16 protein-coding genes are annotated in these 14,081 nt (G+C 34.4%); 10 read left to right on the top strand and 6 right to left on the bottom strand.

Annotated features, from left to right (window positions below):
• Positions 1-3: 3 nt before the first annotated feature.
• The 4 genes from NST98_RS11360 to NST98_RS11345 all read left to right on the top strand — a co-directional run bounded on the left by NST98_RS11360 (position 4) and on the right by NST98_RS11345 (position 2,606).
• Positions 4-858, top strand: a complete 855-nt coding sequence (locus NST98_RS11360) for a CvfB family protein (protein WP_340704839.1) — start codon at positions 4-6, stop codon at positions 856-858.
• A gap of 106 nt (positions 859-964) precedes the next feature.
• The gene (locus NST98_RS11355) at positions 965-1,888 is read left to right on the top strand and encodes a DUF1002 domain-containing protein (RefSeq protein ID WP_340715148.1); all 924 of its coding nucleotides are present in this window, start codon (positions 965-967) and stop codon (positions 1,886-1,888) included.
• A 53-nt stretch (positions 1,889-1,941) separates the two neighbouring features.
• On the top strand, positions 1,942-2,220 hold the full coding sequence (locus tag NST98_RS11350; protein ID WP_016838332.1) for a GNAT family N-acetyltransferase: 279 nt from the start codon (positions 1,942-1,944) through the stop codon (positions 2,218-2,220).
• A gap of 83 nt (positions 2,221-2,303) precedes the next feature.
• A complete protein-coding gene (locus NST98_RS11345) occupies positions 2,304-2,606 on the top strand; it encodes a hypothetical protein (RefSeq protein ID WP_096549803.1) in 303 nt (100 codons plus the stop codon).
• Between the two features lie 368 nt (positions 2,607-2,974).
• Here NST98_RS11345 and NST98_RS11340 read toward each other — a convergent pair whose 3' ends face one another.
• A complete protein-coding gene (locus tag NST98_RS11340; RefSeq protein ID WP_016838330.1) occupies positions 2,975-4,495 on the bottom strand; it encodes a succinate CoA transferase in 1,521 nt (506 codons plus the stop codon).
• Between the two features lie 345 nt (positions 4,496-4,840).
• Positions 4,841-5,491, bottom strand: a complete 651-nt coding sequence (locus tag NST98_RS11335; RefSeq protein ID WP_016838328.1) for a LytTR family DNA-binding domain-containing protein — start codon at positions 5,489-5,491, stop codon at positions 4,841-4,843.
• A 484-nt stretch (positions 5,492-5,975) separates the two neighbouring features.
• On the opposite strand from NST98_RS11335, the gene NST98_RS11330 reads away from it, so the two are divergent.
• The 5 genes from NST98_RS11330 (at position 5,976) to NST98_RS11310 (ending at position 9,926) form a co-directional block, all read left to right on the top strand.
• Positions 5,976-6,779, top strand: coding sequence for a helix-turn-helix transcriptional regulator (locus NST98_RS11330; protein WP_016838327.1), 804 nt, complete (start codon positions 5,976-5,978; stop codon positions 6,777-6,779).
• A 91-nt stretch (positions 6,780-6,870) separates the two neighbouring features.
• A complete protein-coding gene (gene yidC, locus NST98_RS11325) occupies positions 6,871-7,629 on the top strand; it encodes a membrane protein insertase YidC (RefSeq protein WP_096549802.1) in 759 nt (252 codons plus the stop codon).
• Between the two features lie 111 nt (positions 7,630-7,740).
• Positions 7,741-8,571: a M15 family metallopeptidase gene (locus tag NST98_RS11320; protein ID WP_340715147.1), complete on the top strand. Its 831-nt coding sequence runs from the start codon at positions 7,741-7,743 to the stop codon at positions 8,569-8,571.
• A gap of 166 nt (positions 8,572-8,737) precedes the next feature.
• The gene (locus NST98_RS11315) at positions 8,738-9,457 is read left to right on the top strand and encodes a transposase (protein WP_340715146.1); all 720 of its coding nucleotides are present in this window, start codon (positions 8,738-8,740) and stop codon (positions 9,455-9,457) included.
• Positions 9,402-9,926 carry a transposase gene (locus NST98_RS11310; protein ID WP_340715145.1) on the top strand — a complete coding sequence of 175 codons (525 nt, stop codon included), beginning with the start codon at positions 9,402-9,404 and terminating at the stop codon, positions 9,924-9,926. Before NST98_RS11315 ends, NST98_RS11310 begins: the two co-directional genes overlap by 56 nt.
• On the opposite strand, the gene NST98_RS11305 is transcribed toward NST98_RS11310, so the two are convergent.
• Positions 9,885-10,757 (bottom strand): IS3 family transposase, encoded by an 873-nt coding sequence (locus NST98_RS11305; RefSeq protein WP_096550742.1) that lies wholly within the window; start codon positions 10,755-10,757, stop codon positions 9,885-9,887. The two genes, NST98_RS11310 and NST98_RS11305, sit on opposite strands and share 42 nt — an antisense overlap.
• Positions 10,754-11,047 (bottom strand): helix-turn-helix domain-containing protein, encoded by a 294-nt coding sequence (locus NST98_RS11300; protein WP_172597841.1) that lies wholly within the window; start codon positions 11,045-11,047, stop codon positions 10,754-10,756. Before NST98_RS11300 ends, NST98_RS11305 begins: the two co-directional genes overlap by 4 nt.
• 282 nt (positions 11,048-11,329) lie before the next feature.
• Here NST98_RS11300 and NST98_RS11295 point away from each other — a divergent pair, with 282 nt between their 5' ends.
• The gene (locus tag NST98_RS11295) at positions 11,330-11,563 is read left to right on the top strand and encodes a transposase (protein ID WP_445684044.1); all 234 of its coding nucleotides are present in this window, start codon (positions 11,330-11,332) and stop codon (positions 11,561-11,563) included.
• 106 nt (positions 11,564-11,669) lie between these two features.
• Here the strand turns inward: NST98_RS11295 and cls are convergent, their stop codons facing one another.
• Positions 11,670-13,124: a cardiolipin synthase gene (cls, locus tag NST98_RS11290; RefSeq protein ID WP_340715144.1), complete on the bottom strand. Its 1,455-nt coding sequence runs from the start codon at positions 13,122-13,124 to the stop codon at positions 11,670-11,672.
• Positions 13,125-13,234: 110 nt separating this feature from the next.
• Positions 13,235-14,026 carry a YwqG family protein gene (locus NST98_RS11285; RefSeq protein ID WP_340715143.1) on the bottom strand — a complete coding sequence of 264 codons (792 nt, stop codon included), beginning with the start codon at positions 14,024-14,026 and terminating at the stop codon, positions 13,235-13,237.
• Between the last annotated feature and the right edge of the window lie 55 nt (positions 14,027-14,081).

The raw sequence follows: 14,081 nt of genomic DNA, 5'->3' as shown, positions 1-14,081 counted from the left end.
ATAATGAAAGATTTAAAAGCTGGTCAAGTAGTAGAGCTAACAGTCCTAGAGAAAGCTGGTTCAAGGTGGATACTGACAAATGGTGAACTAGAAATCCCACTTAATAGTTCTGAAGCAGCTACCCCTCTCACAGTAGGAGATCGTATAAAGGTATTTTTATATGCGAATCGCCGTGGGGAGTTATTAGCGACAACAATGGTACCGCATATTATTCAAGGAGAATATGGATGGGCAAAGGTATTAAAAATCTCGAATGAAGGTGCTGTTGTAGATATCGGCTCAACTCGGGAAGCCCTTGTGAAAGCAGAAGATTTACCAAAAATTCGTTCTTTATGGCCTAAGGCAGGAGATCATTTATTTATTACGTTGTATACAAATCGAAAGGGCGAATTGTTTGGGCGTCTCATAACAGAAGAAAAGGTAAGTGAGTTGTACGAAGAGGCTTCTGAAAAATTGTTTAATAAAAATATAATGGCTCGAGCTTATCGGCTATTGCCAGTAGGTTCGTTTTTATTAGGTATAGATTATCCTTATCGAATATTTGTACACCATAGTGAAATGGAATCTGAACCAAGGCTAGGGCAAGACGTAGAAGTTCGGATTATTGCTGTCAAGGAAGATGGAACAATGAATGGTTCCATGCTACCTCGCAGTCACGAAAGACTCAGCAATGATGCTGAGAAGATTTATGAGTACCTACAAAGTGTAGGAGGAAAGATGCCTTTTAGTGATAAGTCGACTCCGGAAGAGATTTATGCAATGTTTGATATGAGTAAAGGTGCATTTAAACGAGCTTTAGGTGTGCTCATGAAACAAAAAAAAGTAAAACAAGAAGATGGTTGGACAGAAATCATTTAATGCTTCTATGAATAGACACAAAAGGACAGTACAGAAACCTTTTGTGTTTTTTATTCGTACTAATTATTAGCAAACCTGAAAGCTGGGTTTGAAAGGAGAATGATGAATGAAGAAATGGATGTCGATTATTGCTGCGGTATTATTAGGGTTCATAACGCTAATACCCGGACAAGCATTTGCAGCACCTAAAGCGATTAATGAAAAACTGGGTGTTCCAATTGTTGTATATGGAGCCAATCTTTCTGAATCCGAAAAAGAAATGATACGGGAAGTATTAAGAGTAGATGAAGAACAAGAAGTAGATGAAATCATCGTTTCGGGTCAAGACTTAGTAAAATACATTAGTAATAGTAATCCAAATGCTCGCATGTATTCTTCAGCCAAAATTACTCGTGAAGAGGATGGGAAAGGTCTTACAGTCAGCATCGTAACGCCGGAAAATATAACAGAAGTGACATCTGAAATGTATGCGAATGCCATGTTGACGGCGGGTCTAGAAGATGCAACGGTGGAAGTAGCCGCTCCAAAGCCAGTAACGGGACATTCAGCCCTCGTTGGAATTTACAAAGCATATGAAGTAAAAACAGGAGAAACATTAGATATTGAAAGAACAGATGTTGCAAACGAAGAATTATATGTCGCAACAGAACTTGCAGATAACGCAAATATTAGCGATGAACAAGTTGCGCAGTTATTAACGGAGATTAAAAAGCAAATTGCTGAAATTGATCCACAAACAAGGGAAGAAGTGGAGAAAATAGTAACAGATCAATTATCAAAATTACAAATTGAGTTAAGTGATGCTGATAGACAAATGTTGATTGATTTAATGGACCGAATTCGACAGCTGGATATTGATTTTTCAAAATGGGCAGATCAATTGTCAAACATCAGTTCAAAGATTGAAGAAAAGTTTGGAAATCTTCTGCATGATGAAGGATTTTGGGAAAAAGTGAAAAACTTCTTTAGCAAATTAATCGAAACAATTTCCTCATGGTTCTCATCTTCTGAAGAACAGGAAGCAAACTAAATTACAATGCATGTTCCCTATGATATAGTAATTCAAAAAGGGGTGGAATGTTTATGGAATTCAAACTTGTTGAAAGAGGGACGAACTACTTTGCTTTTGAGTATGAAAAAGATGGGAAAATGTTAGCAGAAATTACGTGGAATCAGCATGATGGAATAATGGATATGACGCATACCTTCGTTTCACCAGAGCTTCGTGGGCAAGGTGTCGCGAAAAAATTATTAGAACGGGCAGTGGAATATGCGAGGGAACATCAATATAAAATGAATCCTATATGCTCATACGTCGTGAATGAGTTTCGTAGCGGTGTATATGATGATGTAAAAGCGTAAAAGATAAGTGACATAAGAACATTATGTTTTTATGTCACTTTTTTTATTGTCAGTAAGAAAAGAAAATGAAAGGAGTTATTTCCATGGCAAAAGGGAAAGGTGTTGTATTGACTGCATTTGTAGCAGGTGTAGCAGCATTTCTCAGCAAAAAAGAAAATCGAGATAAAACGAAGAAGATGATAAAAAATATGAGGACAACATTCTCGAAGGAAACTGACTTTGGTGAAAAGCGTTATAGCAAAAATAATAATAATGATTTAAAAGAAATTGCTGAAACGGCTGCAGATGATACTGAAACAAAAATTAGAGAAAACAATATGATTGCAGAAAGTGGACTACAAACGGCGGTTATTTATTATAACGAAAACAATCAAGAAGTTAGATAACTATTTTAGTGCAAGGTTGGGATAACGAACTCAAAAGAAAAATGGTCGCAGTAGCGACGAGAATTGTGGAAACTTGTTTTGACTACCACAGGAGCAAATCATAAAATAATTTGAGGATGTCTAGAATATTTTCGGCTTTCTAGACACCCCCCAATCGGCCATTTTATTTAGCGCGGTGTTATTGTCCCAACCTTGCAATTGTTTATGCTTTATTATCAATCTGTTTTCTTTAAAGCCCATCATAATACATATTGATAGTTTGGAAATTTTCTTAATATGTGGAAGCTTTGAACGTATTCGATTGATGTAATGTTCTAAAAAAATAGCACAAACCAATGATTAGTTTGTGCTATTAATAAAATCATACATTATTTTACTTCTACTTCTTTTTTCATCGTGTTGTTTTTCAATAGGTTCACGTGCCAGCTTAATGCTTCCTCTAAAATATGAGGAGTTTGAACATTTCCGTATTTTTCTACTGCTCGATGATAATAATCCCAAAGTTGATCTTTGAAATCTGGATGCGCACAGTTTTCAATGATTAACGGCACTCGTTCTTTTGGCGCTAGACCACGTAAGTCAGCGATACCTTGTTCAGTTACGATGATGTCCACATCATGTTCAGTATGGTCATGGTGTGAAACCATTGGAACGATGGATGAAACTGCTCCACCTTTTGCATAAGATTTTGTTACGAAAATAGTTAGACGAGCGTTACGAGCAAAGTCTCCAGAACCACCGATACCGTTCATCATTTTTGTTCCAGCTACGTGAGTAGAGTTCACGTTACCGTAAATATCTACTTCAAGTGCAGCGTTAATAGAAATTAATCCGAGGCGACGAACGATTTCTGGGTGGTTAGAAATTTCTTGAGGACGCAAGCAAATTTTATCTATATATTTTTCAATGTTGCCATATACTTTTTGCTGTGCTTCAGCAGTTAAAGTAATGGATGTTGCAGATGCAAAGTTTACTTTTCCAGCGTCGATCAAATTAAATACAGCATCTTGTAAACATTCAGAGTAAACTTGTAAATTTTCAAATTCAGATTCTTTAAAGCCGTCTAAAACAGCATTTGCTACAGATCCAACTCCAGATTGAATCGGCATTAATTGGTTTGTTAAACGTCCAGCTTTAATTTCAGAACGGAAGAAGTCTAATAATAAATTTGCCATTCTTTGTGTTTCTTCATCTGGATCAACGATTAGTGAAGGAGCATCTGGCTCTTCAGAAATGACAATTGCTTTAATTTTCTCTGGGTTAACGCGAATTCCTTTTTCACCGATTCGTTGGTTTGCATTTGTTAAAGGAATTGGTTCACGCTCACCTTGAGGACCAGGAATATAAATATCATGAATACCAATTAAAGTTTCTGGATGGGAAATATTTAATTCAAGAATGATATTTTCAGCGTATTGTGCAAAAATTGGTGCGTTACCTACAGATGTAGTTGGAATAAGTAATCCATCTTCAGTAATTGCACAAACTTCAATAATTGCATATTGAATTGGACCGATAATTCCTTGACGTACTAACTCAGCATTGTGTGAAAGGTGTGCATCTACATATAGAATGTCACCTTTGTTGATCAAATTACGCATTGCTCTTTCGCCTTGGTAAGGTCCACGTTTACGAATAACGCCAGCTTCTGCAAGGTAATGGTCTACTTCAGGTCCAAGTGAAGCACCAGTATATACATCAATTTTGAATTGTTCTTTTTTTGCTCGTTCAACAAGAGCCATAGGAACAACTTTCGCATCCCCTGCACGTGTAAAACCACTCATGCCGACTACTGCACCATCTGGGATAAGGGCAGCTGCTTCTTCGGCAGATACAATACGTTCTTTTAATTGTGGTATACCAATTCTTTTTTCAATGATTGAATTCATATAATCCTCCCCTTTATTGATGTTCGTGTTGAACAGAGAAAAAAGCTTGTAAGAATTTTCAGTATATTGAGCGAGTAACGTTGCCATGCTCAAGAATACATAAATAATAGCACTTCTTTGTCACACAATCTTCAAAATTTGCATGAAAATGCTTAATTATCGTTTGAACGAGAAAATACAAGATTTTTCGACAAAAAATTATTTTAGAAAATTAAAAACTATATAAATATGTAGGTTAATATAAAAAAACGCCGCTTTCTTAAAGGAAAACGGCGATTTTATTTAAAAATTTATATGATGAAAATGTGGTAAAGTATGTAGCAAAACACTTTCGTTAGCGAAATATTAGAAACCTAATGAACGACGGAAGTAGCTTGCATATCTTTGGCTTACAGGAATTCTAGTACCATCTTTCATTACTAAAAGGAATGTTGAATGGGAATCAGGTTGAATTTCATCAATATAATCGATGTTTACGATATATGAACGATGGCAACGAATAAAATGGTCGTTGGATAGGAACAGTTCAAGATCGCTTAGATTTAAACGATGGAATCCTTCTTTATCCATTGTTTTTACGAAAGTTTTGCGAAGTTGAGTTTCTAAATAAACAACTTCATTATGTTTAATTGGATACCAGCAATCATCAACTTTGATTGTAATGTAGTTTGTTAAAAAAGGTGATGGCTTTTGAGGGAAAATTGCAGTGACAGCCCCTTTAATTTCTCCTTCAGTAATTAAAGGGATACTCATACCATAGTAAGGAACGCCAAAAACATCGGATTCAATGTAAGTGTTGATTTTTTTACCATATTGTATTGCTTTATATGCAGCAGAACCTTCTTTAATTGGGTCGCCAGGTTTAATTTTTAAGTCCACATGTTTACTTGGTTGGTAATATATATATTCTTTAGTATCTGAAATAGCGATAGATGTATTTTCAGGGAAGAATTCTTTAATGACATCCATAATTTCTTCGATTTCTTTTGGATCCACTCTAAAACACCTCGTTTGTCCACAATTATAATTTTAATAATTTCTATTTTACTACATATTTTTAGAAAAGAAATAGAGAAGAATGTAATAACATAAGAACATTTTGCATCTGAGTTAATGAAAAAATTTGTTGAAAAATCTAGTTCTATTTTATTAGGAAATATATATTATTGAAAAACAGAAATCACATTTCCATAGTGTGAATCAAAGATAATATTCATCGGTAATTTAATTAGGAAATGGGAGTTGAAAAAAAAACGAAAATTATGGTAATATTCACTTTAGTTATAAATATTTATTTAAATTTTCAATTTTTTTCGGTCTTTAGGACAGATTTTTAGTATGAAACTAATCAAATTGTCACCTTTTTCATATTAAAAAATTTTTATTTATAGCATTTTTATGATTGGTTATATTAGTATAGTAACTATTGACATATATACATTTGATGCAAATTTCATTCTGAAGAAAGATGGGGTATTTTATGCAACTACACCAACAATCAATTTCTGAAACGATTTCGAAGAGATATTTTCAAGAAATTGACAGTATTAATCAATACACCGGTATTGAAGAATTTTTTACCATTGAATCACGTCTGTTATTTGAAATATTCCATTTGGAGGCAGATAAGGCGAAAAAATCATTGCACGAGCTAATTGATATCTTATCAATTCGTTTTGGAAAGCAAGTTATTAAAGAAGTTAGAAATTATTTTATGACACTTTCCTCGATTGTTGCAAGAAAACTTATGGAGAATCAAGTGCCTTCGAAGAAAGCCTTTGCCTTTAATGTTGCTTGTATAGACATGATTCAAAATAAAATGAAAGATGCAGAGTTCTTACAGTTTGCTGATGAGTTAATAGACTTTTATGTAAGTTTTATTGCGGATCGAAAACAACCTACATTCCGTCATCAAACTGTCAATAAAGTAATCATGTACATAAATGATGAATTAGAAAATGATTTAACGGTAGAAAGTATTGCGCAAAAATTTCATATTAGTACAAGCCACCTGTCCCGCATTTTCCGTGAACATGTAGGAATTACATTGGTAGAATACTTAAATGTAAGAAGAGTAGAAGAATCCCAATACTATTTAAGACATACAAATAAAAGCATTACATCCATTTCTGAACAATTCCATTTTTGCAACCAAAGTTATTTTACTCGTATTTTTAAAAAGTATACCGGAGTTACACCGAAACACTTCAGAGATGAATTGCATCATGATTTTTTTAGATTCGAACTTCCAGAAACAGCAAACGTCGAAAAAGAAAAAATATAAAGTTGTTTTTCATTTTGACACCTGCTGTTTGAAATTATAAAGTATATTCCGTATACTTCAATTTAGTTAGAATTTAATAGTAGGTGGAAAAATGAAAAAACTAATGCTGTTTTCACTTTTCGGCATCATGTTACTAGTGTTATCAGGATGCCAAGCAGTTGAAAATCAAGAAGGATTCTTTTATCATACCTTTGTCAAGCCAATGGATTGGTTGTTGAATACGCTTGGCGAATGGTTTGGCGGTAGTTATGGTTTAGCGATTATTGCGATTACAATTCTCATTCGTCTTATTTTGATGCCTTTTATGTTGCGTAATTATCGCCAACAATCGATTATGAAATCCAAAATGGATGTTATTAAGCCTAAAATGGATGAAATCCAAGAAAGATTAAAAAAGGCAACAACAAAAGAAGAACAAATGAAAATTCAACAAGAAATGTTAGCCTTATACCGTGAACATAATATTAACCCGTTAAATTTAGGATGCTTGCCGATTTTAATTCAAATGCCGATCATCATGGGGCTATACTTTGCTATTCTGTATTCAGACGAGGTAAAAACTCACGAATTTTTATGGTTTAATTTAGGAACACCGGATTTCGTTATAACGGCAATAGCTGGTATTGTTTATTTCATACAAGCGAGAGTTTCATTATGGACAGTTCCAGAAGCTCAAAAGCAACAAATGAAAATGATGATTTATATCTCGCCGATTATGATTGTAATCATCTCAATTTCGTCCATGGCGGCATTACCGTTATATTGGTCCGTCAGCGGGATATTACTAATTTTACAAACCTATATAGGAAGAAAATATTATTCTGAGCATCCAGTTGAAGAAGCAAAATAAGTAGTTTAGTCGAGTCTAAATGGGCTCGACTAATTTTTTTGAAGTAAATATGAGAAAATAGTGTTAAAATAATAGAGCGTGTTTTGAAATGAGACGGGATTAGGTGATTTTATGAAAAACAAAAAAAAGCATTATACACTACTTGGTATTTTGTTGATAATGATCATTGCTATTGTCTCCATCGTTTTCATTAATAACAATCTGAACAATGAGAGTGAAACAATTAAAACGGAAGATCAGGCTATTTCCGAAGAGAAAGAAAATGAGCTTAAAGAAGAAAAGGAAGATTCAGAAGCATTACAAGATGAAGGAAAAGTTGCAGGGGAAGAACCTCAGCAAAAACAACAACAGCAACAACCAGAAGATAAGAAATACAAAGAGAATAATGGTTATATTGAAGGGCAAACATTGCCTAGTGAGCCTACTTATATTAAAGGAGTACTGATTGCGAATAAAAAATATCCACTTCCAAAAGATTATGCTCCGGGTGAAAACGTAGAAGCTCGTGCCGCTTTTGAATTAATGGCCCAAGAAGCAAAAACATTAGGTTTTGAATTAGTAGCATTTAGTACATATCGTTCTTATGAGTATCAGGAATTACTTTATAACAAATATGTAGAACGAGATGGCAAAGAGAATGCAGATCGCTACAGTGCACGTCCTGGTTATTCCGAACACCAAACAGGCTTAGCCTTTGATATTGGTGAAAAAGGCCGTGAAGATTTATGGCTTACAGAAGCGTTTGGACAATCGGAAGCTGGTAAATGGTTAGCAGAGAATGCACATAGATACGGCTTTATATTAAGATATCCGAAAGGGAAAGAGCACATTACAGGTTATATGTATGAATCTTGGCATTTTCGTTATTTAGGCGTGGAGCTTGCAACTAAAGTAAAAGATTCAGGATTAACTTTAGAAGAATATTTGGGAATTGATAAATAAAAAGAATTCGTTTTTCCAAAGGTTTTTTTGGAAAAACGGCTCTATAATATTTGGTGTTGGTGAGTATAAACCAGCACCAATTTTTTTGAACAAAAAAAATGAGACAGTGACAAAACTCTGGTAAAATGTAATCGCCAAAACACATTTTCCAAAGGAGTTGTGTCACATGTCTCACCATCATTCTATACGAAACCTACTCAATATAAAAGACAAAAATATCACATTTGATGAAAATTTTTGTTCTACCGAAACAATCAAAAAAGTAAAAGCGAAAGTCTTTCATGGGACGTTAACGTATCAACCAAAAGCTTGTTATGCTTGTGGACATGTCTTCGATGATCAAATCATTAAACACGGTTTTAAAACGTCTCTCATTAAAATGCCTAGCATTTCAGGTTTTCATACCTACTTAAAATTGCGTAAACAGCGTTATTTCTGTAAACATTGTCATTCCACGTTTACTTTAAAAACGAGCGTCGTGGCTAAAAACTGTTGTATTTCCAACAATACCAAAGTATCGATTGCTTTAAACGCCAAAGATAAAATATCCGAAAAAGATATTGCGATGAAACATCATGTTTCTCATGCCACTGTCAGTCGTGTCATTGACAGCTTTTATAGCTACTATCAACCAAATGTTCACTACCTTCCAAAGCATTTGTGTTTTGATGAGTTTAAATCAGTGAAATCCGCAGCTGGAGCGATGTCCTTTATTTTCTGCGACTCTGAAACGGGGGAGATTGTGGATATCGTGGAGGACCGAAGATTACATGTCCTCAAAGAGTATTTCTTACGGTATTCCAAAAAGGCGAGAGATGCGGTAAAAACGATTGTCATCGATATGTACAGCCCTTATATTTTCCTTAATCCAAGAAGTTTTCCCTAAAGCGGAAAACATACTCGACAAATTCCATATCCTCCAACTATTTAGCAGAGCTTTAAACAAAACGCGCATCAACGTCATGAATCGGGATAAAAAGAATTACAATAAATTGAAAAAATACTGGAAGCTCCTTCTGAAAGATCAAACAAAACTTGATTATAAGAACTATACATATCATCGTTGCTTTAAAAAGCATATGTGTGAGGTGGAGATTCTCCACTATCTCATTGATTTAGATTCTGAATTAAAAGCGTCCTATGAGTTATACCAATACGTTCGACATTACATCAAAACCAAAGACTTTGAGCTCCTAAAGAAAACATTAGAGAATAAACAAAATATCGTTTCCAGCTATATGAAAACCGCCATCAAGACAATGCTCATGCTCCTGTCAAGTAGACATTTTTATCCGCCCCGTATTAATCCAAATTTATGCTGCTTTTGTTCTATATTCCATCGGGCTCATTTTTAGTTTAGTTACGATACGTTTGGTGTTATAATAATTAATATAGTTTTCTACTGCTTCGTAAATTTCTCGTACAGTTTCGGGTTGACTAAAACATCCAAGTTCAACCTTCAGATGACTAAAGAAATTTTCAATGCAGGCATTGTCCCAGCAGTTGCCTCTGCGGGACATGGATTGAGTTATCTCCATCTCACGGAGATACTCTTGATAATCGGGATTAGTAAAGTGAGTGCCTTGGTCACTATGGAGAATCGCTCCTTTACTATATCCCCTTTTTTTAAGCATTTCTAAGGCGCGATACACTAATTTCATTTCCAAACTTGTCCCCATTGAATAAGCCACGATTTCCTCATTAAATAAGTCTTTAATGGCACAGAGATATACCCATTTTTGACGTCCTCTTTTCACGCGAATATACGTAATATCAATGGAAAACTTTACTCCTTCTCGAATGGCTTTGAAGTTACGGCTAAGAAGATTGGGAATTTTTCCATGAACACTTGGACGATATCTAAATTTCTTTTGGCGAATTTTGCATACCAATCCATATTTCCTCATTAAACGGGCAATCCGTTTTTCATTGATGACTAACCCATATTGTCTTTCCAATTCAATTTTGATTCGTTTTCTCCCCACAGTACCACGGTGATCGTTAAACACCTTTAGGATATAAGGGATTAACCGTTCATCAATTTGATCACGATGTTTTTCTCCATTTCTCTTTAACCATTTATAATAACCCGCACGGGATACATTGGCGATTTCCGCTAAAATAGAAATCGGATATTGTTCTGCGTAAGCGTGAATAAAGGCAAATTGTTGTTCTTTATCATTCACCCCTTTCTTAGATCTAACAACTTTTTTAAGTATTCGTTCTCCAACTGTAATAGAAGATATTTTTCTTCCAAAGATTTTTCAACAGGCGACTGTTTCTGTTTAGCTACTTTTTCTCTTTTGGTTAAGAGAGCTTCATAGCCTCCTTCTTTCACAATTTTCACCCATTCAGAGACTCTTCTCCGATGAATGTTATATATTTTAGCTACCTCTGTGGAAGAATACCCTTCGAAATATTTTTCAATGACTTGTTTTTTGAATTCAAATGTGTAATATCGATATTTTTTCGCCATTTCCATATCCTCCATTCATGTACGAAGTACGCCACCATTGACACCTACCTGATTGTCCGTAGTGATTGTAGATTGCAGATGATCTCAAAAAATAGCTCCTTGCGCTCACTCCGTTTGTCATTGTACTACGGACAAATCGATTCTAAGTACTTGTTGGCGGGGCCCCGACCCCATCCACCAAGTACTAAGAATCGTGGTAGGTGTCAATGGCATTGCAGCTACGCTGTGGCTTTTTAATAAACCCAATAAATTCCCACATTTTATATTTATTATGCTCATCTTATGGGCGCTTTAATGTGTAAACTTTACAGGTATAATAGCACAATCAACAACTACATCAATTACGTCAATTACGTCGAGAATACGCTAAAGTACGATTATAATAACGGCATTTTAGAGGGGATTAATAACAAAATCAAAGTGATTAAACGCATTTCTTTCGGTTATCGATCCTTCTATCACTTTAGAAACCGAATATTCATTACCCAAAACTTAGCGAAAATAAAAACAGCTTAGGGGAACCTCGAATTTCCCCTAAGCCATCCGATTACATATTACCAAATAATGTCACTGAAATTTATTCACCAACACCATTTGACAAAGAACCGGAAAAACGAATTCTTTATAATATTGGAGTTAACAGTCTAGAAATTGACTCTTTAAATTTGATTATGACTGAACGATTTTCGTATTGTTCCAGTGTTAATTCTCTAGAATCTAAAATATCTTTTTCAAAGATTTCGGCTAATTCATGGCAAACAAGTTTATCATAAATAAATGCATTCACCTCAAAGTTTAATTTAAAACTTCGAACGTCAATATTAGCAGTTCCTACTGAAGCTGCTTCATCATCAATTACGATGGTTTTCGCATGGATAAATCCTTTATCGTATATATACACTTTCGCGCCAGCCTTCAATAATTCCCCAATATAAGAATAGGTAGCCCAATAAACAAACAAATGGTCAGGTTTATTTGGAATCATAATGCGTACATCGATTCCAGATAGGCTAGCCACTTCAATTGCATTTAAGAAGCTGTTATCCGGAATAAAGTAAGGTGTTTGAATATAAATATACCGTTTTGCTTCCATGAGTAATTTCAAATATGCGTTTTTAATTGTTGGCCAGTCTGTATCAGGACCACTGGAGATAATTTGCATAGCCACATCCCCTTTTTTAGGGATGGCAGGGAAATAACGTTCTGAATATTCTATTTTGTGTTCGCTAGCTTGATTCCAATCTAAAATAAAGCGAGTTTGGATTGGAAGAACTGAACTGCCTTCTATGCGTAAATGGGTATCTCTCCAGTAGCCAAATTTATTGTTTAAACCTATATATTCATCACCGACATTAAAGCCACCAATGTAACCAATTCGACCATCAATCACGACGATTTTTCGGTGGTTTCTAAAATTCAAACGCGGATTGATAAGGGGGAAAATCGAAGGGAAAAATACTTCAACTTCTCCACCTAATTTAATCAATTCTCTAAAGTGCCTTTTTTTTATGCTTCTTGAACCCATTTCATCGTATAAGATTCTAATTTTGACACCTTGTTTTGCTTTTTTCTTTAATACTTCATAAATTCTTTGCCCTAAATTATCGAGCTTGAAAATGTAATATTGAATATGAACATGATCTTTTGCATTCAATATGTCATTGATTAATGATTGGAATTTTTCAACTCCATCATCAAAAATTCGTACTTGATTATCCTGGGTAAGAATGGCATCTCCCGTATTTAAATTCATTTGAATAAGATTTTTATAATTTTTAACGTAGTTTTCATTAAACTGAAACGTATCATTTTCAAGGGCTTCGATTTGATATTTGATTAAATTGTCGATGCCAATATCTTTTTGTCCATCCCAGCGAAATAAATGTTTTTTTCGTAGTTGTCTGCCAAGTAATAAATATAAAATAAAGCCAATTAAGGGTAGGAAAAATAAAACAAGAATCCATGCCCAAGTGGAAGATGCATCTCTTCTTTCTAAAAAGATAATTGTAATGGCTAGAATAATATTTAAAGCAAATAAGATAGGAATGAAAGGGATTGAATTAATGATGATGCTCATTCCATACCCACCTACTCCCCCAGTAATTATATATTATTATAACGTATTTATTGATTAGATAGAAATTATTGGCATATAAAAAGGCAACCTCTTGATTGGTTGCCCATTAGCTAGTACTGTTCAGCCTGCAAATATATATCAGTAAAATCACATTGGGCGAGTTTTTTGCTATTAATAAAAAATTTGATGATTCCAGAGTCTCCCCACATTATATTTTGCTCATCATCTGAAACCATTTGCAATAGTAGCGTATCATACCGTTTTAACAGGGTTGAATGAGTTCTAGTATCTTGGTGAATGAAGTAGGGATATCCTCCGATTTTATGCTCTGCTCCTAAAAAATGTTCAAAATAATGTTCCTCAAGTGTACGTCCATCATGAAGCTGTTTATTTAAATCTGAGTGACTGATATATGTTGTTAATCGATAATCCATTGCAGAAACTGGTTCGATCGTATAGATAAATCGGAGTGCCATCTCATTTCTTATCGGGGAGTATGCAAAGTTTGGCAGAAATGAAAAATCTGTGACTAGTTCATGTTCAGGTAATATATTGGGATAATAGCGAACTTTAAAATAATGTTGAAAAATCTCTTCGGTCAGTTGATACTTCGCTAATGAAGGTGAAATGAAAAATTGCAATATTCCTCGTGACGGAAATGGATGAAACGAATGACATTGTTCAAAATTTATTTGAGCAAGAAGTATTAAATAATTTCCATCTATATCTTTTGGATACTTCATAGTTTTTGGTAAATATGGATAACCAGCAAATTTACTATCAGTGAAATTGGTTTGTTGAATGGTAGGTAAAATATTTATTGCTTTTAATAATGATGCTTCTAGTCTTGTACGAATCCCTTCAAATTGGGACGGCAATCGTAACAAATATGAAAAGTCCAAGTTCTATCCTCCAACACATTTTTATTATTCTTATAACCGTTTGTAGTAAATATAT

Source organism: Ureibacillus sp. FSL W8-0352 (assembly GCF_038004345.1).
GTDB lineage: Bacteria > Bacillota > Bacilli > Bacillales_A > Planococcaceae > Ureibacillus > Ureibacillus thermosphaericus.
This window is presented reverse-complemented; position numbering and strand designations above follow the sequence as displayed.

Coding starts and splice junctions, on each gene's coding strand:
- NST98_RS11360 (WP_340704839.1), top strand. CDS start 4: ATGAAAGATTTAAAAGCTGGTCAAGTAGTAGAGCTAACAGTCCTAGAG.
- NST98_RS11355 (WP_340715148.1), top strand. CDS start 965: ATGAAGAAATGGATGTCGATTATTGCTGCGGTATTATTAGGGTTCATA.
- NST98_RS11350 (WP_016838332.1), top strand. CDS start 1,942: ATGGAATTCAAACTTGTTGAAAGAGGGACGAACTACTTTGCTTTTGAG.
- NST98_RS11345 (WP_096549803.1), top strand. CDS start 2,304: ATGGCAAAAGGGAAAGGTGTTGTATTGACTGCATTTGTAGCAGGTGTA.
- NST98_RS11340 (WP_016838330.1), bottom strand. CDS start 4,495: ATGAATTCAATCATTGAAAAAAGAATTGGTATACCACAATTAAAAGAA.
- NST98_RS11330 (WP_016838327.1), top strand. CDS start 5,976: ATGCAACTACACCAACAATCAATTTCTGAAACGATTTCGAAGAGATAT.
- yidC (WP_096549802.1), top strand. CDS start 6,871: ATGAAAAAACTAATGCTGTTTTCACTTTTCGGCATCATGTTACTAGTG.
- NST98_RS11320 (WP_340715147.1), top strand. CDS start 7,741: ATGAAAAACAAAAAAAAGCATTATACACTACTTGGTATTTTGTTGATA.
- NST98_RS11315 (WP_340715146.1), top strand. CDS start 8,738: ATGTCTCACCATCATTCTATACGAAACCTACTCAATATAAAAGACAAA.
- NST98_RS11300 (WP_172597841.1), bottom strand. CDS start 11,047: ATGGCGAAAAAATATCGATATTACACATTTGAATTCAAAAAACAAGTC.
- NST98_RS11295 (WP_445684044.1), top strand. CDS start 11,330: ATGGGCGCTTTAATGTGTAAACTTTACAGGTATAATAGCACAATCAAC.
- cls (WP_340715144.1), bottom strand. CDS start 13,124: ATGAGCATCATCATTAATTCAATCCCTTTCATTCCTATCTTATTTGCT.